This window comes from Streptomyces longispororuber (genome assembly GCF_024448165.1).
Taxonomy (GTDB): domain Bacteria; phylum Actinomycetota; class Actinomycetes; order Streptomycetales; family Streptomycetaceae; genus Streptomyces; species Streptomyces longispororuber_A.
The window spans coordinates 1-21,087 of record NZ_JAMOLN010000181.1 but is presented as its reverse complement, the minus strand read 5'-3'; the positions used below and the strand labels follow the sequence as shown (position 1 = coordinate 21,087).

Genomic DNA, 21,087 nt, shown 5'->3' with positions numbered 1-21,087 from the left:
CAGGACTCCTTACTAGAAGCAAAGTAGGGGCTCCCCGCCATTTAGGCAAGAGTCCTTACTAGACTGGTGCGCATGGCCCCACCGAAACCGTCCCTCGAGCTGCTGCGCGCACTCACCGACGAGAACGTGCTGCGTGCCCTCATGTCCGAGGCCCGGCTGACCCGCGCGGAGATCGCCGCCCGTACCGGCATCTCCAAGCCGACGATCTCCGACAGCGTGCAGCGCCTGAGCGGGGCGGGCCTCGTCGTCGACACCGGCGAGCGCACCACGGGCCGCGGCCGGGTCGGCTCGTACTACGCGCTCGGCCCGGACCTCGGCGCCGCGCTCGTCGCCGGCGTCACCCAGCACCGGGTGACGGCCGAGGCCGTCGACGCCCTCGGCCGCGTCCGCGCACGCGAGGAACTCGCGCTCGGCCCCGGCGCCGGACCGAAGGCGGCGGCCGACGCCCTCGCCACCGCCGCGAGCCGCCTCGCCGACCGCGTCCGCGGCGGTCTGCGCACGGCCGTGATCAGCGCCGCCGACCCGGTGGACCGCACCACAGGACGCCTCGTGCGGCTGCCCGACGCCCCCTTCCTCATCGGCGACCTCGACCCGCCGGCCGCACTCGCCGCGCACGTCGTGGGTCCTGTGCACGTCGACAACGACGTCAACTGGGCGGCCCGCGCCGAGCACACCGACGGCCGCGCCCGCGACGCCGACGACTTCGTCTACCTCCACCTCGGTGAGGGCCTCGGCGGCGCCGTCGTCAGCGACGGCGCCGTGCGCCGCGGCCACCACGGCTTCGTCGGCGAGATCGCCCACCTGTGGACCCCGGGCCCCGACGGGACGGCCATGCCGCTGACCGAGGTGTTCGCGGCGCTCGGCCTGCGCAGGCCCGGCTCCACCGCGATCGACGTCGACGCGCTGCGGACCCGGATCGCACCGGGCACCGCGCGCGCCGACGAGACCCGCACCGCGCTCGCCCGTGCCGTCGGCGCGGTGCTGGAGGCCGCCGTCTCCCTGGTCGACCCCCGCCTGATCGTCATCGGCGGCGAATGGGGCCCCGACCTGGTCGACACCGTCGCCGACCACTTCGCCCGCAGCCCCCGCCCCGTTCCCGTACTCCCCGCGACGCTGACCGAACCCGAGCTGACCGGCGCCCGACTGCGGGCCGTCGAGGAACTCCGCGCGCTGATCGTGAGCCCCACGCGCCCCGCGCACCCCACTGCTTCCGACTGACCCGACTACCGCACCCAGGAACTCCGTTGACCTCGCAGCCCCACGAGAACCCGACCGCGCCCGACGTCCGTCTCGTCGTCACCGACATGGACGGCACCCTGCTGGACGCCGACGGCCGCGCCCCCGACTCCCTCTGGCCGCTGCTGGCCGAGCTGAACCGGCGCGGCATCGTCTTCTGCCCCGCCAGCGGCCGCCAGTACGCCACGCTCGCCGACCAGTTCGCCGCCGTCGACGACGGCGGCATGGTCTATATCGCGGAGAACGGCACCTACGTCGTGCGCGACGGCGCCGAGATCAGCTCCGACCCGCTCGACCCGGCCGTCGCCGCCTGGATCGTCAAGGAGGTGCGGGCCCTCACCGACGACGGCGTCGACGTCGGCGCCGTCGTCTGCGGCAAGAAGTCCGCGTATGTGGAACGCTCCGACGAGGCGTTCATGACGGAGGTGCGCAAGTACTACCACCGGCACCGGATCGTCGACGACGCGACGGCCGTCGACGACGACATCCTCAAGGTCGCCCTCTTCGACTTCGGCCGGGCCGACCGCACCACCGCCCCCGCCCTCGAACCCCTGACCCGGACCCACAAGGTCGTCGTCTCCAGCGAGCACTGGGTCGACGTCATGAACCCGACGGCGAACAAGGGGGTCGCGGTCCGCGGACTCCAGCGCGCCCTGGGCGTCACCGCGGCCCAGACCATGGTCTTCGGCGACTACCTCAACGACCTGGAGATGCTGGACACCGCCGACCTGTCGTACGCGATGGCCAACGCCCACCCCGACGTCCTGAGCCGGGCCCGCCACCGCGCCCCGGCGAACACGGACAACGGCGTCGTCCGCACCATCCGCCAGGTCCTCGGCCTGCCCGAACCCGACGCACACTGAGCCGGCGGGGCATCCCGGTTCAGTGCCCGGCGAGGAGCTTCACCGAGACCACGCCGACACCGATCACGGCGTTCAGGGCGGCGGAGATCAGGGAGCCGAGCAGACCGGCTCCCACCCGCCGCCCGCCCGTGAACCCCCACGCCGCCAGCGCCGCGACCTCGCTGCCCACCGAGATCCACAGCGCCGTGGTGAGCTTCATGACGCCCAGCGCGGACAGCCCGGTCAGCAGCAGCGGCCCGATCGCGGAGGTGAGCAGGGGGCTGCTGGTGAACAGCGTGTGGCGGATCTCCGGCAGCCGCGGGAACCGGCCGTGCGCCACCGGATGGGCCTGCAAATCCGCGACCAGCGTGGCCAGCCACAGACCGAGCGCCGTCACGGTGACCGAGACCGCGGCCCCCACATGGCTGGGATGCCCGCTCTGCGCGAGCCCCACCAGGACGGCGAGCAGCGTCAACGACGCGTAGATGCGCTCTTTGAGCCGCTCGCGCAGCAGATCCGCCCGCTCCTGTGCCGCCACGTCCGGCACCGTGCCCTCACTCATGCGCGCACCCTAAGCGGACCCACCCTCTCCCACCGGCGCGACAGGCCCTGGGCGGACCGCGGTACGTGTCCGATCATGGATCCATGAGGCCCGACTCGGCGCTGCCGGGCCGGATGGTGCTGCTGCGCCGGAGGCACGTGACCGCTGCTCGGCGCCGGGGCAGAGGACCGGGTGACGGAGGAGCGGGCGGACCGGCTGGCGCTCGCCCTGCGCGCACGCCTCGGGTGGTCCGACGTCACGGAGGCGCCCGAGCAGGGTCAGCGGCGTCGCAGCGACGGGTCGAGCAGCGCGGGTGGCGTGTCGAACTTCTCGTCGGGCGCCAGGTCGGTGCCGGGCGGCACGATCGTGTCGATCGCGTCGAGGACATCGGCCGTCAGTACGGTGTCCGCGGCGTCGAGTTGGGCGCGCAGGTGCTCCGGGGTGCGAGGGCCGACGAGGGCGGCGGTCACGCCCGGGTGCGCGGTCACGAATCCGAGCGCGAGCTGAATCAGCGTCAGACCGGCCTCGTCGGCGACCTTCGCCAGCCGCTCCACCGCGTCGAGCCTGGCCCGGTTGGCGGGAACGGCCGGGTCGAAGCGCTGTGGCATCAGCGTCGCGCGGCTGTTGGTGAGGGCCCGGCCCTCGCGGACCGCGCCGGACAGCCAGCCCGACGCGAGCGGGCTCCACGCCAGCACGCCGAGCCCGTACTCCTGGGTCACCGGCAGCACGTGGGCCTCGATGCCGCGCTGGAGGACCGAGTAGCTGGGCTGCTCGGTGACGTAGCGGCCCAGCCGGTGCTCGCGGGCGGCCCACTGGGCCTGCACGATCCGGTGGGCCGGGAACGTCGAGGAGCCGAAGTAGCGGATCTTTCCGGCGCGTTGGAGATCGGTGAGCGCCGACAGCGTCTCCTCGTCGCCGGTGCTCGGGTCCCACCGGTGGATCTGGTACAGGTCGACGTGATCGACGCCGAGGCGGCGCAGGCTGTCCTCCAGCGCGCTGACCAGCCAGCGGCGCGAACCGCCCCGCCGGTTGCGCTCCTCGCCCATCGGCATGCCCGCCTTGGTGGCCAGCACGATGTCGTCGCGGCGTCCGGCGATGGCCCGGCCGACCATCTCCTCCGACTCGCCCTGCCCGTACATGTCGGCGGTGTCGATGAGATTGACGCCGCCGTCGAGCGCGGCGTCGACGAGGGCGGTCGCCTCGTCCTGGTCCGTGCGCCCGATGGCGCCGAAGTTCATCGCGCCCAGCGCCAGGGAGCTGACCTGCACGCCGGTGCGGCCCAAAGTGCGGTACTGCATGACCGTTCTCCTCTGTCGTTCTGCGGCCGTCAGTGAAGCGGAACCGTGTTCCGTATTGCTGACGATACGGAGCGTCGTTCCGTTTTGGCAAGCGGGATGGCTGAGGAGTGAGGGCTGCCGGTGTCCGGGATTGGCATGGACCTGTCCATGATCACTCGCTAGGCTCCCCCTCGGCATGTGCCGGGAGCGCTCCCAGAACCTTGCTGTTCCATCCCCACATCTCTGGAACAACGAAGGGCCGATCCACATGAGACGTACGAGACGTATGCGACGCACGAGCCGTTCGAGCACGCGATCCCTGCGTGCGGTCCTCACCGCCTTCCTTGTCGCCGGCGCCTGCGCGAGCGCCGGATTCGTCCCGGCGGCAGCGGCCGACGCCCCGGCGTCGGACGGTGTGCTCGCCGCGATGCAGCGGGACTTCGGGCTCACCCGGAGCCAGGCCGAAGCGCGCCTTGCCTTGGAGCAGGAAGCCACGGGCATCGAGAAGAAGGCCAGGTCCGTGGCCGGATCGCGCTACGCGGGCTCCTGGCTGGACGCCGAAGGGCGGCGCCTGACCGTCGCCGTCAGCGACCGGGACAAGGCCGCCGCGGTCCGGTCCACGGGCGCACAGGTGAAGGTCGTCGCCCACAGCGCCCGCGCGCTCGACGCGACGAAGAACCGCCTGGACGCGCTCAAGGCCCCGACGGGCGTGAGCAGTTGGCGCGTCGACTGGCAGACCAACCGCGTCGTCGTGGAGGTCCTCGCCGATCAGCAGCGCGACAACGATGTCAAGGCGTTCCTGGCGAAGGCGCGCACGGCGGGCCCCGTGACCGTCCGGACGACGGAGCACGCGCCGTCGACGCTCGCCGCGGGCACCGTCGGCGGCGACCCGTACTACACCGGCAACGTCCGCTGCTCCATCGGCTTCTCGGTGCAGGGCGGCTTCGTCACGGCCGGCCACTGCGGCGGCGCGGGCCAGGGCGTCAACGGCTGGGACGGCAGCTACGTCGGCAACTTCCAGGGGTCGTCGTTCCCCGACAACGACTACGCCTGGGTCAACGTCGGCAGCGGCTGGTGGACCGTCCCCGTCGTCCTCGGCTGGGGCACGGTCTCCGACCAGCTGGTCCGCGGCTCCGCCGAGGCACCGGTCGGCGCGTCCATCTGCCGGTCGGGCTCCACCTCGCACTGGCACTGCGGCACCGTCCTCGCCAAGAACGAGACCGTCAACTACAGCCAGGGCGCCGTCCACCAGATGACCAAGACGAGCGTGTGCGCCGAACCCGGCGACTCGGGCGGCTCGTTCATCAGCGGCGACCAGGCCCAGGGCGTCACCTCCGGCGGCTGGGGCAACTGCTCCAGCGGCGGTGAGACCTGGTACCAGCCCATCAACGAGATCCTCAATCGCTACGGGCTGACCCTGCACACGGCCTGAGCGACCCGGGGCGTCCCGGGCACCGCCGAGCGGGCGGTGTCCGGGACGGCCGGGTTCCGTGTGCGCCGCCCCGTGCCTCAACCTCCCTCCGGCGCGCCGCCCGCTCTCCCTCTGCGCGTGCGGTGCGCCCCCGAGCGGGGGTTCGCGCCGGGTGAGGGCCGGTGATAACGCTGAAGGCACAGGCTCACCGGACGGGGTGATGAAAGGACTCGGCATGGCACACCAGGCGTACTTGGAGGCGGGACGGCTCTCCGCCATAGCGAAGATCCTCGATCGGGCCCAGGGACATCTCGACGCCGCCGTGCACGACGGTGCGGTGGTCGCGCGGCACGGCGACGACGGGGCCGTCCGCGGCATCCAGTCGCTCCTGGAGGTCTCCCGCAGCGCCTCCTACGACGTGACCTGCGCCGTGCGCCACGCGTGCAGCGGCGACCTGGGTCGGGCCCACGCCCACCTGGAGGCCGCGCGCGCGGCAGGCGACCAGCACGCCGTCCCCACGGCGTCCATGCCGCGGCCGCTGCCCGCCGGGGTGCGCACGGCGCTCCAACTCCTGCGCGGCATCTCGGGGTTCTTCAGCGCGGAGACGGAGGACGCCTTCGTGCGGGCGCTGAGCATCGAGGTCCGGCCGGGCCGCGCGACGGGCTGACCGCGGGGGCCCACGGCCCCAACCATCGTGGTGGCGGCCGGAGTCGGTGACTGTGGCCGCCGCTTCACGGGCGCGTCACCCGACACGGGCCGACACGTCACATGCGTCTCCTATCACTGACGGGGGCATGACATTCATGCCGCACCCCCCACAGCGATCAGGAGAGCATCGTGAAGCCGAAGCCGACCCGCACGACGAAGCCGCTCCGCGCGATCCGCAGAGCGTCCCTGGCCACCGGCGGCGCCGTCGCCCTGGTCATCGCCTTCGCGGGCACCGCGCTCGCCGCCCCGCCGGCCGCGCTGCCCGCGAACGCCGACGGCACGGAGCAGACCTTCCAGCCGGCGTACGACTACGACACCGACGGCTGCTACCCGACCCCCGCCATCGGCCCGGACGGCACCGTCAACGGCGGCCTCGCGCCGAGCGGTGCCCTGAACGGACAGTGCCGGGACGCCTCGGACCTCGCCAACACCAACGGCTACGCGCGCAGCAAGTGCAACAACGGCTGGTGCGCCGTCATCTACGGCCTCTACTTCGAGAAGGACCAGGCCGTGGCGGGCAGCGGCCTCGGCGGTCACCGCAACGACTGGGAGCACGTCGTGGTCTGGGTGAAGGACGGCCAGGCCCAGTACGTCTCCACCTCCGCCCACGGGGACTTCAACATCTACTCCCGGGACCAGATCCGCTGGGACGGCACCCACCCCAAGATCGTGTACCACAAGGACGGCATCAGCACCCACTGCTTCCGTCCCGCCAACGCCAACGACGAGCCGCCGGAGAACCACCGCGGCACCTGGCAGTTCCCCGCGCTCGTCGGCTGGAACGGCTATCCGGCGGGCCTGCGCGACAAGCTGAGCGCCTACGACTTCGGCAGCGCCACGTTCGGGCTCAAGGACTCGACGTTCGCGAGCCACCTCGCCGCCGCCCTGCCCTCCGGTGTGCCGTTCGACGTGAACGCCTGAACGGTCCGGCGGATCCCGTAAGTTACTGAACCGTAACCTCCTGGGTGCTACCCGCGGTAACGGCAAGGTCGGTAGCGTCCCCGCGACGCGTGGGGACAGTGGGACGACCGTCCGCGCGCCTCGTCGGCCTGCCCGCTTCCTGGCCGTCTGCCGCCCGGCACGGACCCCGGTCCGCCGCCTGCACTCAGGAGGTCCGTCATGCCCGCCCCCACCCGTCTGCTGGCCGCCGCCGTCACCGTCGCGGCCTGTCTCGGCGCCCAGGCCCTGCCCGCCGCCGCGGCGACCGGAGCCACCCACCCCGATGCCGCGGACGCCTCGGACGTCTCGGCGAACGAGGTCTCGCGCGGTGTCACGATCCCGGCGTTCTACGACCCGCCCGCCGAACTGCCCGCCACCGAGGGTGCCCTCATCCGCAGCGAACCGCTGCCGCTCGCGCTGAGCCTGCCCACCCTGCATGGCCCGCTGCCCGGCACCGCGACCCGCGTGATGTACCGGACGACGGACTCCACCGGCGCTCCGGCCGCCGCCACCGGTGCGTACATCGAACCGTCCGCGAAGTGGCGCGGCGCGGGTCCCCGGCCGCTCGTCGCGCTGGCCCCCGGTACTCAGGGCCAGGGCGACCAGTGCGCCGCCTCGCTCGGCCTGGAGCACCCGATCCGGCTCAACGGGCAGACGGTGTCCGTCGGTTACGAGGACCTGGCGATCTACCGGCTCCTCGCCAAGGGGGTCGCGGTCGTGGTCACCGACTACATCGGCCTCGGCGCCACCGACCGGCTGCACACCTACGTCAACCGCCTCGACGAGGCGCACGCGGTCCTCGACGCCGTGCGTGCGACTCGCTCCCTGCGCGGCGCGAGCGTGACCAAGGAGTCGCCGGTCGGCCTCTTCGGCTACAGCCAGGGCGGCGGCGCCACCGCCGCGGCCGCCGAACTCCAGCCGACGTACGCCCCCGACGTCCGGCTCTCCGGCACGTACGCCGGCGCGCCCCCGGCCGACCTCACCGAGACGACCAAGGCGATCGACGGCACGGACCTGGTCGGCGCGCTCGGCTGGTCCCTCAACGGGTTCCTGCAGTCCGACCCCGAACTGCGGCCGATCGCCGACGCCCACCTCAACGACAAGGGGCGGGCCGCGCTCGAGGACCTGTCCACCATGTGCGTCGGCGACGCGATCATCTCGTACACGTCGCGCAAGAGCTCGTCCTGGACCACGGACGGCAAGAGCCTGGAGCAGATCATCCAGGCCGAGCCGAAGCTCCAGGAGTTCCTGGCCCGGCAGCGGATCGGGAAGCTCAAGCCGGCCGGCCCGGTCCGGGTCGCCACCGGCGTCGCGGACAACCTGGTGCCGCACGGGCAGGCGCGCCAACTGGCCGTCGACTGGTGCGGCCTGGGCGGCCAGGTCTCGTACAAGCCGGTGGTCCTGCCCGACGTCGGGCGCGCCCTGATCAACCACTTCGGGCCGCTCCTGACCGACCAGGGTGACGCGGTGAACTGGCTCACCGACCGGCTGGCCGGCAAACCGGAGACGAACAACTGCGCTTCCCTGCCCCGCCTGCGGTGAGCGGAAAATGAGCGGAGGCCGGTGCGGTCCCTGTGGCAGCATGACCGGGCTTCACGCCCCTGGTGATCCGCCCGAAGGGAATCTCGAACCGTGGCCCGTGCCATCACCCTGATCCGCTCCGACGCCCTGTCCGACGTGGCCGAGTACGCGTACGCGGCCACGGCCCCCGCCGACGCCCGGCTCGTCTTCCTCGCGGGCTCCTGCCCGTTGGAGGAGGACGGGTCGACCGCCGCCGTCGGTGACTACGCGGGCCAGGCGGCCAAGTGCGTGGCCAACATGCGGGTGGCGCTCGCCGCGGCCGGCGCGACGCTCGAGGACGTCGTGAGCACCCGTGTCCTGGTCGCCTCGACCCGGCAGCAGGATCTCGTCACGGCCTGGCAGGTGGTCAGGGACGCCTTCGGCGACCACGACGTGCCGAGCACCCTGATGGGCGTCACGGTGCTCGGGTACCACGACCAACTCGTCGAGGTGGAAGGCGTCGCGGCCGTGATCGACGACTGACCCGACCTTTTATCGTCCGCTTGACGACAATCATTCCTCGGCTTTAGAGTCACATTGACTCTAACGAGGGGATCTCGTCATGGCCGACATCACCCGGCGCCTCGGCTGGCGCCACCTGCGCGCGACGCCCACGGCGCACATCCGGCACCACCGCTCCGGCCGGCTCGCGCACGACGGCCCGGGACTCAGCTTCTGGTTCCGGCCGCTCGTCGCCTCGCTCTCCGAAGTCCCGGTGGACGACCGGGAGTTGGCCATGACCTTTCACGCCCGTACCTCCGATTTCCAGGACGTGTCGGTGCAGGCGACCCTCACGTACCGGATCGGGGGCCCCGCCGTCGCCGCCGAGCACCTCGACTTCTCCGTGGACCCCGACACCGGCGTCTGGCGCGGCTCCCCGCTGGAGCAACTCGCCACGCTCCTCACGGAATCCGCCCAGCAGCACGCCCTCGACGTGCTCGCGCGGACCACGCTCGCCGAGGCCCTCGTCGACGGCGTGCCCGCCGTGCGGGAGCGGGTCGCCGCGGGACTCGGCGCCGAACCCAGGCTGCCCGCCACCGGCATCGAGGTCGTGGCCGTCCGCGTGATGGCGCTGCGCCCCGAGCCCGAGGTGGAGCGGGCGCTGCGCACCCCGGCCCGGGAGCGCATCCAGCAGGAGGCGGACCGGGCGACCTACGAGCGCCGCGCGGTCGCCGTCGAACGCGAACGGACCATCGCCGAGAACGAGTTGGCCAGTCAGATCGAACTCGCCCGCCGGGAGGAGCAGCTGGTCGAGCAGCGCGGCGCCAACAGCCGCCGCGAGGCCGAGGAGAAGGCGGCCGCCGACGCCGTACGCGCCCGCGCCGAGGCCGACCGCACCGTCCGCATCGCCGACGCCGAGGCGCAGCGCACCGAACGCCTCGCCCAGGCCGAGGCCGACCGCTCCGTGCGGCTGGCCCGCGCCGAGGCCGAAGGCGCGCAGGAGCTCGGCCGGGCCCGCGCCGAGGCGCAGGCGGCCTGGCTGCGCGTGCACGACGACGTCGACGTGGCCACGCTGCGCGCCCTGACCGGGACCCGGCTCGCCGAGAACCTGCCGCGCATCGACAGCGTGACCGTCTCGCCGGACGTGCTCACCGGCCTCCTCGCGAAGCTGGGCGGCACCGAAGGGCGCCCGGAGTGAGCCTCGCCCCGCGTGCCGTCCTGGTCCATCGGACCACGGAGTACGAGGAGTTGGTCGCCCGGCACGGCACGCACGGCCAGGCCGCGTTCTTCCTCGCCTCGCACGGCCGGGCGATCGACGAGGTCGCCGAGCGCCACCACCGGGCCATGCGGGCCCTGGCCGAGGTGTCCGCGGCGGTCCCGCTGGCGTGGCGCCGGGCCCAGGTCGAGCGGGCCGACCTGGACCGGTTCCTGTTCGCGGAGCAGGACGTGGTCGTCGTGGTCGGGCAGGACGGGCTCGTCGCCAACGTGGCCCAGTACGTGGGCGAGCAGCCGGTGGTCGGCATCGACACCGACCCCGGACGCAACCCGGGCGTCCTCGTCCGGCACCGCTCCGCCGACGCGGCCCGGCTGCTGCCCGCCACGCTCGCCCCGGGCGCCGGGGTGGACGAACTCACCATGGTCGAGGCCGTCACCGACGACGCGCAGTGCCTCGTCGCCCTGAACGAGATCTACCTCGGCGCCGCCGGTCACCGGACCGCCCGCTACCGCCTGGGCCTCGACGACGACGGCGGTGCCGTCGAGGCCCAGGCGTCCTCCGGCGTGCTGGTCGGCACGGGCACGGGGGCGACCGGCTGGATCCGGTCCGTGTGGCAGGAGCGCGGCGGGGCGGGGCGGCTGCCCGGGCCGACCGACGACCGGCTGCTCTGGTTCGTCCGCGAGGCCTGGCCGTCACCGGTCACCGGGACCTCGCTCAGTGGGGGCGAACTCGCGGCGGGGGAGCGGCTGAGCCTGACCGTCGAGTCGGAGAGCCTGGTCGCCTTCGGCGACGGCATGGAGAGCGACGCCCTGGAGCTGACGTGGGGGCAGACCGTCCGGGTGGGCCGCTGCGCCCGGCGTCTGCGTCTCGTGTCGTGAGCGTCGTGAGTGCCGTGACCCTTGTGCCCGGACGTGCCGGAGCCCGACCGCCCTGGAGGCGCAGGGCGGTCGGGCCGGAACACGATCAGGCCGACGTGACCTTCACCGGTTCCGTCTCGGCGGAGCTGTGCCGCTGCGCCCAGCTCTCCAGCGCCGTACGGCACGCGTGATCGAGGTGGTGCAGACCCGACAGGTCCAGTTCGACCGGACGGTCGTGGGGCAGCGCCTCCAGGCTGTCGAGGATCTTCGGCAGCCGCAGGAACGTCGCGTTGCCCGACAGGTGCGCCTGCACCGGTCCCGCGCCCTTGTCTATGACCTCCAGCTTCACGTGCGAGGCGTCCCACGCCGTCTTGGCGACGGACAGGGCCACACCGATCAGCACGCCCTCGAACATGCTGACCGCGACGATCGACACGGCGGTCACCACGAGGACCAGCGCCTCGCCCCGGTGCTCCCGCCACAGCTGGGCGAGCGCCCGCACCGGGATCAACTTGGCGCCGGCGTGGACCAGTACGCCCGCCAGCGCCGGTATCGGGATGAAGGCGAGCGCGCCGGGCAGCAGCGCCGCGAACAGCAGCAGCCAGACGCCGTGCAGCACCCGCGACGCCTTCGTGCGGGCGCCCGCCTGGACGTTGGCCGCGCTGCGCACGATCACCGCGGTCATCGGCAGGGCGCCGAGCACCCCGCACACCGCGTTGCCCGCGCCCTGCGCGACGAGCTCCTTGTCGTACGCGGTCCGCGGACCGTCGTGCATCCGGTCCACGGCCGCCGCGCTGAACAGCGACTCGGCGGACGCGATCAGCGTGAACGCCACGATCGTGCCGATCAGACCCATGCCGGCGAGTTCGCCGAAGGCGCCCAGGGACGGCGGCTGGACGGACCCGAGCAGACCGCTCACCTCGACGGTGGCGACCGGCGCGTCGAACACGACGGCGACGAGCGTGGCCAGGCCGACCGCGGCCAGCGGCCCCGGCACCACCCGGACCCGCGGCGGCAGGTGCCTCCACAGCACGAGGACGGCGACGGTGCCGGCCCCGAGCGCCAGCGAGACGAGCGAGCGCGTGCTGCCCAGGGAGTCGATCAGCGCCCCGGGCAGCCCCGCCAGCTTGCCGAGCCCCGACTCCGGGGCCCGTGCGCCGACGGCGGCGTACAACTGGCCCGCGATGAGCACCAGGCCGATGCCGGCCAGCATGCCCTCGACGACCGAGACCGAGATGGCCCGGAAGTAGCGGCCCAGCTTCAGCGCGCCCATGCCGATCTGCAGCAGGCCGGTGGCGAGCACGACGACACCGAGCACCGGCAGACCGAACTCCCGGACCGCCTCGTAGACCAGGACGGTGAGACCGGCGGCCGGTCCCGAGACCTGGAGGCTGCTGCCGCGCATCAGGCCGGTGACGATGCCGCCCACGATGCCGGTGACGAGCCCGAGTTCGGCGGGCACGCCGGAGGCGACCGCGACGCCCACGCACAAGGGCAGCGCGACCAGGAAGACGACGAGTGATGCGGTGAAGTCCTGCTTGAGGTGAGGGTGTTTGGTCATGGCGGCGCTCACAGGGTCTCGAACGCGTCGGTCGCGGCGCGGTGTTCGCGCACGCCGCCGGTGTGCACCTCGTAGTACCAGCCGCGCAGCCTGATCCGGCCGTCGGCGAGCCGGCGCTCCACGCACGGGTAGGAGCGCAGCCGCAGGAGCTGGGCGAGCACGTGCTGCTGCACCGCCGCGGCGACCGTCGGATCGGTCGTGTCGTCGGCCGCGGTCTCGCCCGCGGCGTGGGCGAGCCAGTCCCGCACGGCGGGCACGGCGCCGAGGTCGTCGCCGCGCACCAGCGCGCCGATCGCGCCGCAGTGCGAGTGGCCGCACACGACGATGTCCTGGACTTCGAGCACCTCCACGGCGTATTCGATGGTGGCGGCCTCCCCGCTGGGGCGGCCGGTCGGGTAGGCGGGCACGATGTTGCCCGCGGTGCGGAGCTCGAAGAGCTCTCCGGGGCGGGCGCCCGTGATCAGGGCGGGCACGACGCGGGAGTCGGAGCAGGTGATGAAGAGAACCTGCGGCGACTGGCCGTCGGCGAGCCCGGCGAACTCCTCAGGGCGTTGTCCGAACGTACGGGCGTTGTCGATGAGGGGCTGCATGGCGTGGTGATTCCTCCTGGCGCGCCGTGGGGGCGCGTCGGGCGTGCAGGACAGGTGCGACTGCTCAGTCGCTGTCAGCAGCGGAAGACCTGGAGGGCCGCCGCTGTGAGACCGGGAAGCGATCTGGCAGGACGGGCGTGCTCAACTCCCGCGCTCGCGGCGGGCGGGAGGGCGGCGGACTGCCGAACTCCCGCGGTGAGAACGGGGATCGGGGCGTGCGCGGTACTGCCGGCGGTCCGCTGCCGGTCCCGGGTGCGGAGCGCGTCGACCGGCTCCGTGGGCGGCGTGCGCTCGCCGGGGCAGAGCCGCTCGGCACCGACCGCCGCGACACCGATGCGATCGGACACGTGTGCGGGAGTGAACGAGCCCGCGGTGACGAAGAGGGGCAGGGCCAGAAGGAGGGTGACCATCAGAGCCACCGTCGCGCGACGCTTCTCACCTCGAAACATGCGCGCCCCTCTCCATCGCCGATCTGCCAAGAGAATTCCAACGGTTGGTCAACCGAAGGTCAAGGAGAAGATTAACTGTGCAAAGGTGATCGATGGGTTAACTCGGCGTTGCGGGTCGAAGGATGCGTGAAAAGTGCGGTCGGTTGGCGCGAATCGTCACCGTCGGACCCGCGGCGCCCGCACGGGTCAAGTGCCGTGGAGTGGACGGGACTTCCCCCAGGTCCACCCGCTTCCTACACTCGCGATCATGACTGAAGCGATCACCGACAGCGTGTCCACCGAGCCCGCCGCCGAGCTCTCCGCCGAGCCGGCGCTCTTCGAGACGATGGCCACCATGCGGGCGATGCGCCGCCTGAGCCCCGAACCGCTGTCCGACGAGCTGATCGACCAGCTCGTCCAGGCGGCCGTGTGGGGTCCCAGCGGCGGCAACATGCAGTGTTACGAGTACGTCGTCGTCACCGACCCCGCCGTCATGGCCGAGCTCGCCCCGCTCTGGCGGCGCTGCGTCGACGCCTACCTCGCCACCACCGGCAAGTACGCGCCGGACGGCATGGACGAGGCGGCGTACGGCCGGATGGTCGCCGCCATCGAGCACCAGCGCGACCACTTCGCGCAGACCCCGGCGCTGATCATCCCCTGCTACCGGTTCCCCGCGCCGCGCCTGGAGGAGGAGGGCCTGCGGGCGTCGGCCGAGGCGCTCGGCCCCGTCGCGACGGCCGCCCTGGCCGGCGGCCAGGAGCGGTTCGCCGCGCTCGCCGAGGGGTCCTGCGTCTACCCCGGAGTGCAGAACCTTCTGCTCGCGGCCCGCGGTCTCGGGCTGGCCGCCAACATCACCATCTGGCACCTGATGCTGGAGGACGAGTGGAAGGCCGCCCTCGGCATCCCCGACGACATGCGGACGTTCGCCGCGATCCCGGTCGGCCGGCCGCTCGGCCGGTTCGGCCCGGTGCGGCGCCGGCCCGTCGCCGAGGTCGTGCACCGCAACCGCTGGTAGCCGACGCCGTCACCGGACGGGCGCGCCGGCCGTGAGCCGCACCTCCCGGCCCTGCCAGCGCTCCCGCATCCGCCGGTCGTGCCCGGCCACCACGATCGCGCCGGGACCCGCCCCCATCGCGTCCTCCAACTCGTCGCACAGCAGCGGCGACAGATGGTTGGTCGGCTCGTCGAGCAGCAACAGCTCCGGCGGGTCGGCCAGCAGCAGCGCGAGCGCGAGCCGGCGCCGCTGACCGACCGACAACTGCCCGACCGGCCTGCCCAGTTCGGCGTCGGACAGCAGGCCGAGGGAGGCCAGCGGCACCGCCTCGGCCCGCTCGAAGCCGAGCGCCCGCGTGTACGTGGCCCGGACGGTGCGCTCCGGGTGCGGGAAATCGGAGTCCTGGGCGAGCAGCCCCACCGTGACCTCGGGCCGCCGCCGCACCTCGCCGGACGGCGCGATCCGCCCGGCCAGAACGGCCAACAGGGTCGACTTCCCACTGCCGTTGGGACCCGTGACGAGCAGCCGGTCCGTGGCCGTCACGTCCAGCCGGTCGACCGTCAGACGCCCCGGCACGCGCACCTCGCGCAGCGCCACGAGGGCGCCGTCCCGGTCGGCGCCGGGCTCGGGCGCCGTCACGAGCCGGTCCCGGCGGAACCGCAGCGGCCGCGGCGGTGCGGCGACCTGACCGCGCTCCAGCTCGTCGAGCCGCCGGTTGGCGTTGCGCACCCGGCGCGCGATCTGGCTCTGCACCCGGTTGGCGCGGACGCCGTAGCCCATCTTCTCGCTGTCGCGCGGCCCCCGGTCGGGCGCGACGAGCCGCGCGGTCACACCCGCCGACTGCCGCAGCGCCGCCAGCTCCTCCTGCTCCTCGGCGTACCGCCGCTCCCACCGCTCCCGCGCCGCCCGCCGCTCGGCCTGGTAGGCGCTGTAGTTGCCGCCGTACCGTACGGGGCCGTCCACCGCGGGATCGAGGTCGAGGACGTCCGTGCACACCGCGTCGAGGAAGGCGCGATCGTGGCTGGCGACCACGACGGCGCCGGGCAGGGCCCGCATCTCCTCCTCCACGAAACGGGCCGCCTCGTCGTCGAGGTGGTTCGTGGGCTCGTCGAGGAGCAGCGCCGAGGGGCGGCGGACCAGCAGCGCGGCCAGCGCCAGACGTCCGCGCTGTCCGCCGGACAGCGAACCCAGCGGCCGGTCGTGCGGCACCGCGCCCAGGCCGAGCCCGGCGAGCACGAGCGCGGCCCGCCGGTCGGCGTCCCACACCTCGTGCTCCTGCGCCCGGTCGAGGCGCTGCCCGTAGGCGTCGAGCAACTCGCCGTACCCGTCGGCCTCTTGCGGGGTGCGGGACAGGAGGTCGCCGAGCCGCTCCAGCTCGGCGAGCTCGGCGCGGGGCTCGCGCAGCGCGTCGGCCAGCACGTCCGCGATCGTCTGCGTGGCCTCGTACGGCATCTCCTGGTGCAGGAAGCCGAGGTCGCCGGGGCGGACGACGCTGCCGGAGTCCGGTGCGTCCGCGCCCGCGAGCAGCCGCAGCAGTGTCGACTTGCCGACACCGTTCTCGCCGATCAGGCCGATGCGGCGGCCCGGGGACGCGGTGAGCGACACCCCGTCGAGGACCCGCCGGTCACCGAGGACGCGGACCAGGTCGTGGGCGAGCAGGGCGGGCTCAGGCATCGTGGTCCTCCTCCGGCGCGGCCGCGTCGGTGAGCCGGCCGTCGGCGAGCCGCAGCCACCGGTCGACGCCGATCCGCCGCAGGAAACGCTCGTCGTGGCTGACCACCAGGAACGCGCCCATGTAGGAGGCGAGCGCGCTCTCCAGCTGGCCGACGCTGACCAGGTCCAGGTTGTTCGTCGGCTCGTCCAGGAGCAGCAGGTGCGGCGCCGGTTCGGCGCACAGGACGCAGGCGAGCGTGGCCCGCAGCAGCTCGCCGCCGGACAGCACGCCCACGGGCAGATGGGCCCGCGCGCCCCGGAACAGGAACCGGGCCAGCAGGTTCATCCGCTCCGAGTCCGGCCGGTGCGGGGCGAACGCGGCGAAGTTCTCGGCGACGCTCAGCGCGGGGTCGAGGAGGTCCAGGCGCTGCGACAGATAGGCGACCCGGCCGTCGGCCCGCCTGATCTCGCCGGCGTCGGCGGGCAGATCGCCGTGGACCAGGCGCAGCAGGGTCGTCTTCCCCGCACCGTTGGGGCCGGTCAGCGCGATGCGCTCGGGGCCGCGTACGGACAGGTCGACGCCCTCGTCGGCGAACAGGCCACGGACTTGCAGGTGCTCGCCGAGGAAGAGGGTGCGGCCCGCCGGGACCTTGGTGTCCGGCAGGTCCAGGGTGAGGTGCTGTTCGTCGCGCAGCGCCCGGCCGGCCTCGTCCAGGCGGGCCCTGGCGTCGTCGACGCGCGCCGCGTGCATCTGGCCGGACCGCCCGGCGGACTCCTGGGCGCCGCGCTTCATGTTCCCGGCGAAGATCCGGGGCAGACCGGCGCTCTTGAGGTTGCGGGCGGCGTTGCTCGCGCGGCGCTCGGCGCGCTCCCTGGCCTGCTGCAGCTCCCGCTTCTCCCGCTTCACCTCCTGCTCGGCGTTGCGCACGTTCTTCTCGGCGACCTCCTGCTCAGCCCGGACCGCTTCCTCGTAGGCCGTGAAGTCGCCTCCGAAGAACCGCAGTTCACCGGCGCCGAGTTCGGCGATGCGGTCCATGCGGTCGAGCAGGGCCCGGTCGTGGCTGACCAGCAGCAGACAGCCGTTCCAGTGCTCCAGCACGTCGTAGAGCTTGTGCCGGGCGTCCAGGTCGAGGTTGTTGGTCGGCTCGTCGAGCAGCAGCACGTCGGGCCGCTTGAGCAACTGGGCGGCCAGGCCAAGCGAGACGATCTGGCCACCGCTGAGGGTGTCGAGACCGCGGTCGAGTTCGAGCCCGTCCAGACCGAGTCCGTCGAGCTGGGCGCGGGTGCGCTCCTCGATGTCCCAGTCGTCGCCGATCACGGTGAAGTGATCCTCGGCGACGTCTCCGGACTCGACGGCGTCGATGGCCCGGACGACGTCGGCGATGCCGAGCACCTCGGCCACGGTGAGGCCGCTGGTGAGGGGGAGGCTCTGCGGGAGGTGGGCGAGCGTGCCGAGCACGGTGACCGAGCCGCCGGTGGGCTGGAGCTCGCCCGCGATCAGTTTGAGCAGGGTGCTCTTGCCTGCCCCGTTGGGCGCGACCAGCCCCGTGCGGCCGGCGGGCACGGTGAAGGAGAGGCCGTCGAAGACGGGGGTGTCGTCGGGCCAGGAGAAAGACAGGTTCGAGCAGATGACGGAAGCGTCGGACACGAGAAGAACCTCGGGTGTGAACCGGGCGGGCGCAGGCCACGGCCCGGACGGGACGAACAGGAAGAGGGGACGACGATCAGGCCGCTCCGGCGATGCTCACAAGCATCGGCCGCCGGCCTGTCAGTACCGGGTCTCACCCGGAGATGTCGTCGTCACCCGCCATGTTCGGCTCCTTGATTCACGCGGAAGGTCCAAGAACGTTATCAACCCGACGGCGGTCGGCGCATCCGCAATGGAGTCACCAGGACAGCGGGTAGCGGACCGGGTGGCCGCCGATCCGGCCCGGCAGCAGCCCCATCGCGACCAGCAGCGTGGTCGCCAGTGCCAGCAGCGGCAGGAACGGGAGCGGGTGCGGGGCCTGCAGCACCACGATCGCCGCCGTGGCCGCGGCGGGGGAGTGCGAGAGGTGCGTGAGCATCATCGCGCCCAGCGAGAGCCCGGCCGCGACGGCCGCGCCCCATCCGTTGCTCCCGGTGGCCGCCAGCGTGCCGAAGCCGATGGCGGCGGACAGCAGTTGACCGCCGACGAGGTTGCGGGGCTGGGAGATCGGCAGCCCGGGGGCGCCGTGCACCAGCGCGGCGCTGGCGGCCAGCGGGGGTATCAGCAGGGGCTGGTGCAGCAGGACGCCGACCGCCACCAGCAGCGACAGGGCACCGATCGCGAAGACGGTGGCCCGCAGGGCGTGCAGGGGATGCGGTCGGGAGGTGGCGGCGGAAGGGGGCGTGGTCATGCTGGCTCCGGGCAGGACGTGGCAGGGCCCGACGATCATAAACAGAATGTTGAAGTCTCAGGTGAATGTGTTGCCTGAGGGGCAAAAGTGCAGGTGGCATGGTGTGCCGGGTCACACCTGCTCAGGGTGCTGGCCGTGCCCGCACCGGCGCCGTCACGCGGCCCCGGTGCGCAGCTCGGCGAGGGCGGCCTCGCTGAGCCGACGCGGTGCCCGCTCGGTGTCGACCAGGACGACCGTGCAGTCGGCGGAGCGGGTGAGGGCCGTGGTGAAACTGCCGTCGGCGAACTGGGCGAGCGGGCCGCGCGGCGAGTGCCCGACGGCCACGGCCCGGGCCCGCACCTCCGCGGCGTGCCGGGCGAGGGCGCGGCCCGCGGCGGCGTGGTCGCCGACGCTGGTCAGGATCTGCCCCGTGGCGGTGATGCCCTGCGCGGCGAGCCGGTCCAGGTGGGCGACGACGGCCGCGCGGCCCCGGCCGAGCTCCGCCGTGTCGACGGCCTGCTCCTCGACCACCGCGGTCTGCTCGACGTGGACGACCTCCAGGGGGCTGCCGGTGTCCCGCGCGAGTTGCGCGGCTGCGTCGACGATGGCGGCCGCCCGGTCGTGCGCGCCGACCGCGACGACCACCGGGGCGGCGCTCCCGGCCGCCGGGTTGCCGACCGGGGTGAACGAGGGGAGGACGGGTTCGCCCTCCGCGCTGCCCGACTCGGCCGCGCGCAGCAGGCGGTGCCCGCTGGCCAGGACCGGTATCGCGAGCAGGAAGGTGGCGGCGCCCAGGTAGAAGGGCACGCTGAGATCGGTGGCGTCGGCCAGCTTGCCCGCGACGTACGGGGCGAGTCCGCCGCCGATGAACCGCAGGAAGCCGTACGCGGACGAGGCCACCGGCCGTTCCACCGGCGACACCAGCATCACGGCCTGGGTGGTGAGGGTGTTGTTGATGCCGATGAACGCGCCGCTGACGATGACCGCCACGATCACCACGGTCGGGGTGGCGACGCCGGCCGCGATCACCGCCATCACGACGCCGAGGCCGAGGAGATTGGTGTACAGGACGGGCGCGGTGCCGTAGCGGGCCTGCAGGCGCGGGGCGAAGAGGACGCTGAACGCGGCGACGAGCAGGCCCCATCCGGTGAAGACCAGGCCGAGCCGGTGGGCGCTGAGCTCCATCGGGTACGGGGCGTAGCCCAGCATCGTGAAGAAGCCCCAGTTGTAGAGCAGCGCCATGACGCCCATGGTCAGCAGGCCGCGGTGGCGCAGCGCCCTGAGCGGTGCGAGCGGGGACGTGACGCGCTCGGGCCGGGGCAGGTCGGGGACGAACGCGAGGGTGGCGACCAGGGCGATCGCCATCAGGGCGGCGACGCCGAAGAACGGTCCGCGCCAGCTGACCGCCCCCAACTCGCCGCCCAGCAGCGGCCCCACGGCGATGCCGAGACCGAGCGCGGTCTCGTAGAGGATGATCGCGCCGCCGAAGCCGCCGCTGGCCGAGGCGACGATGACGGCCAGGGACGTGGCGATGAACAGCGCGTTGCCCAGGCCCCAGCCCGCCCGGAACCCGACGATGCCGTCGATGGAGTCGGTGGTGCCGGCCAGGGCCGCGAAGACGACGATGACCGACAGTCCGACGACGAGGGTGCGCTTCGCGCCGAAGCGGCTGGAGAACCAGCCCACGAACAGCATCGCCACCGCGGTGACGATGAGATAACTGCTGAACAGCAGCGACACCTGGCTGGGCGTGGCGTGCAGGCTGTCGGCCAGCGCCGGCAGGATCGGGTCGACGAGGCCGATGCCCATGAAGGAGATGACACAGGCGAACGCGACGGCCCAGACGGCCTTGGGCTGGCGGAACGGACTCGCGGTCCTGGCGTGAGGTGCACTCATGTGTGCTTCTTCCACGGCGTCGGGTGCCCGCTCCCCACGGGTGGGCGGCTGACGAGCTGCATCATGCATCTAGATGTACGGTGAAACAAGATGCCGGGACGATCTCGTCGAAGGCCGTGCGGGCCGCCGGTCGGCCGCCGGTCAGCCGGTCGCTTTCCTGTGGTCCCACCACAGCGCCGCCCCGGTCGCAGCCGCCCCGAGACCCTCCCAGGCCGCCACGCCGAAGAACCTCCCCGGCGCCTGCCCTGCCACCACGAGCGAGGTGAAGACCACGAACGTGACCAGGCGGAAGACGGTCGTGAACCGGTAGAACGCGCGCCACTCGTGGTGGACCGCGACCAGGTAGTAGACGCCCATGTTGAACGACGCCATCGACGACGCCGTGACGAACGTCGTCGTGTAGTCGCCCTCGGCCCGGCTCCCGTCGGCGAGCACCTCGAAGCCGAGGCTCTTCAGGAGGGTCTCCGGGGTGGTCAGCCCCACCACCCCCATGACGACCGCCAGCACACCGAAGATCGCCATGGTCCACCCGGCGGTGGAGCGGGGCAGTCTCATCTCATCCCTCCCAGGACGCGCACGC

The 21,087-nt window shown here is 73.0% G+C and carries 20 protein-coding genes; 10 read left to right on the top strand and 10 right to left on the bottom strand.

Going from position 1 to position 21,087, the window contains the following annotated elements; genetic code table 11:
• Positions 1 to 72 precede the first annotated feature (72 nt).
• Positions 73 to 1,218: an ROK family transcriptional regulator gene (locus M4J07_RS36580; protein WP_255979360.1), complete on the top strand. Its 1,146-nt coding sequence runs from the start codon at positions 73 to 75 to the stop codon at positions 1,216 to 1,218.
• Positions 1,219 to 1,244: 26 nt separating this feature from the next.
• Positions 1,245 to 2,099, top strand: coding sequence for a Cof-type HAD-IIB family hydrolase (locus tag M4J07_RS36575; protein WP_305128643.1), 855 nt, complete (start codon positions 1,245 to 1,247; stop codon positions 2,097 to 2,099).
• 19 nt (positions 2,100 to 2,118) lie between these two features.
• On the opposite strand, the gene M4J07_RS36570 is transcribed toward M4J07_RS36575, so the two are convergent.
• Together M4J07_RS36570 and M4J07_RS36565 are read right to left on the bottom strand one after the other, a co-directional pair.
• The gene (locus M4J07_RS36570) at positions 2,119 to 2,640 is read right to left on the bottom strand and encodes a hypothetical protein (protein ID WP_255979358.1); all 522 of its coding nucleotides are present in this window, start codon (positions 2,638 to 2,640) and stop codon (positions 2,119 to 2,121) included.
• Positions 2,641 to 2,897: 257 nt separating this feature from the next.
• Positions 2,898 to 3,917, bottom strand: a complete 1,020-nt coding sequence (locus tag M4J07_RS36565) for an aldo/keto reductase (RefSeq protein WP_255979356.1) — start codon at positions 3,915 to 3,917, stop codon at positions 2,898 to 2,900.
• A 265-nt stretch (positions 3,918 to 4,182) separates the two neighbouring features.
• Between M4J07_RS36565 and M4J07_RS36560 the strand changes: the two genes are divergently transcribed.
• The 7 genes from M4J07_RS36560 (at position 4,183) to M4J07_RS36530 (ending at position 11,049) form a co-directional block, all read left to right on the top strand.
• A complete protein-coding gene (locus M4J07_RS36560) occupies positions 4,183 to 5,328 on the top strand; it encodes a S1 family peptidase (protein WP_255979354.1) in 1,146 nt (381 codons plus the stop codon).
• Between the two features lie 214 nt (positions 5,329 to 5,542).
• Complete coding sequence (locus M4J07_RS36555; RefSeq protein ID WP_255979352.1) at positions 5,543 to 5,974, top strand: hypothetical protein; 432 nt, start codon at positions 5,543 to 5,545, stop codon at positions 5,972 to 5,974.
• A 212-nt stretch (positions 5,975 to 6,186) separates the two neighbouring features.
• Positions 6,187 to 6,936 (top strand): NPP1 family protein, encoded by a 750-nt coding sequence (locus M4J07_RS36550; protein WP_255979364.1) that lies wholly within the window; start codon positions 6,187 to 6,189, stop codon positions 6,934 to 6,936.
• A gap of 198 nt (positions 6,937 to 7,134) precedes the next feature.
• Complete coding sequence (locus tag M4J07_RS36545) at positions 7,135 to 8,496, top strand: lipase family protein (RefSeq protein ID WP_255979350.1); 1,362 nt, start codon at positions 7,135 to 7,137, stop codon at positions 8,494 to 8,496.
• A gap of 90 nt (positions 8,497 to 8,586) precedes the next feature.
• A complete protein-coding gene (locus tag M4J07_RS36540; RefSeq protein WP_255979349.1) occupies positions 8,587 to 8,997 on the top strand; it encodes a RidA family protein in 411 nt (136 codons plus the stop codon).
• 79 nt (positions 8,998 to 9,076) lie between these two features.
• Positions 9,077 to 10,153, top strand: a complete 1,077-nt coding sequence (locus M4J07_RS36535) for an SPFH domain-containing protein (protein WP_255979348.1) — start codon at positions 9,077 to 9,079, stop codon at positions 10,151 to 10,153.
• Complete coding sequence (locus M4J07_RS36530) at positions 10,150 to 11,049, top strand: hypothetical protein (RefSeq protein ID WP_255979347.1); 900 nt, start codon at positions 10,150 to 10,152, stop codon at positions 11,047 to 11,049. The genes M4J07_RS36535 and M4J07_RS36530 overlap by 4 nt, the downstream gene beginning before the upstream one ends.
• Before the next feature lie 85 nt (positions 11,050 to 11,134).
• Here the strand turns inward: M4J07_RS36530 and M4J07_RS36525 are convergent, their stop codons facing one another.
• From M4J07_RS36525 to M4J07_RS36515, 3 genes are all read right to left on the bottom strand, one after another.
• The gene (locus tag M4J07_RS36525) at positions 11,135 to 12,589 is read right to left on the bottom strand and encodes a SulP family inorganic anion transporter (protein WP_255979346.1); all 1,455 of its coding nucleotides are present in this window, start codon (positions 12,587 to 12,589) and stop codon (positions 11,135 to 11,137) included.
• A gap of 8 nt (positions 12,590 to 12,597) precedes the next feature.
• The gene (locus tag M4J07_RS36520; RefSeq protein ID WP_255979345.1) at positions 12,598 to 13,179 is read right to left on the bottom strand and encodes a carbonic anhydrase; all 582 of its coding nucleotides are present in this window, start codon (positions 13,177 to 13,179) and stop codon (positions 12,598 to 12,600) included.
• A 74-nt stretch (positions 13,180 to 13,253) separates the two neighbouring features.
• Positions 13,254 to 13,589: a hypothetical protein gene (locus tag M4J07_RS36515; protein ID WP_255979344.1), complete on the bottom strand. Its 336-nt coding sequence runs from the start codon at positions 13,587 to 13,589 to the stop codon at positions 13,254 to 13,256.
• A gap of 286 nt (positions 13,590 to 13,875) precedes the next feature.
• On the opposite strand from M4J07_RS36515, the gene M4J07_RS36510 reads away from it, so the two are divergent.
• Positions 13,876 to 14,622, top strand: a complete 747-nt coding sequence (locus M4J07_RS36510) for a nitroreductase family protein (protein ID WP_374215153.1) — start codon at positions 13,876 to 13,878, stop codon at positions 14,620 to 14,622.
• Between the two features lie 9 nt (positions 14,623 to 14,631).
• Here the strand turns inward: M4J07_RS36510 and M4J07_RS36505 are convergent, their stop codons facing one another.
• The 5 genes from M4J07_RS36505 to M4J07_RS36485 all read right to left on the bottom strand — a co-directional run bounded on the left by M4J07_RS36505 (position 14,632) and on the right by M4J07_RS36485 (position 21,062).
• Positions 14,632 to 16,275, bottom strand: coding sequence for an ABC-F family ATP-binding cassette domain-containing protein (locus tag M4J07_RS36505; protein ID WP_255979343.1), 1,644 nt, complete (start codon positions 16,273 to 16,275; stop codon positions 14,632 to 14,634).
• Positions 16,268 to 17,902 (bottom strand): ABC-F family ATP-binding cassette domain-containing protein, encoded by a 1,635-nt coding sequence (locus M4J07_RS36500; protein ID WP_255979342.1) that lies wholly within the window; start codon positions 17,900 to 17,902, stop codon positions 16,268 to 16,270. The genes M4J07_RS36505 and M4J07_RS36500 overlap by 8 nt, the downstream gene beginning before the upstream one ends.
• Positions 17,903 to 18,140: 238 nt before the next feature.
• Positions 18,141 to 18,632 (bottom strand): HPP family protein, encoded by a 492-nt coding sequence (locus M4J07_RS36495; protein WP_255979340.1) that lies wholly within the window; start codon positions 18,630 to 18,632, stop codon positions 18,141 to 18,143.
• Positions 18,633 to 18,785: 153 nt separating this feature from the next.
• Positions 18,786 to 20,507 (bottom strand): MFS transporter, encoded by a 1,722-nt coding sequence (locus M4J07_RS36490; RefSeq protein WP_255979338.1) that lies wholly within the window; start codon positions 20,505 to 20,507, stop codon positions 18,786 to 18,788.
• A 141-nt stretch (positions 20,508 to 20,648) separates the two neighbouring features.
• The gene (locus M4J07_RS36485; RefSeq protein WP_255979336.1) at positions 20,649 to 21,062 is read right to left on the bottom strand and encodes a hypothetical protein; all 414 of its coding nucleotides are present in this window, start codon (positions 21,060 to 21,062) and stop codon (positions 20,649 to 20,651) included.
• Positions 21,063 to 21,087 lie beyond the last annotated feature (25 nt).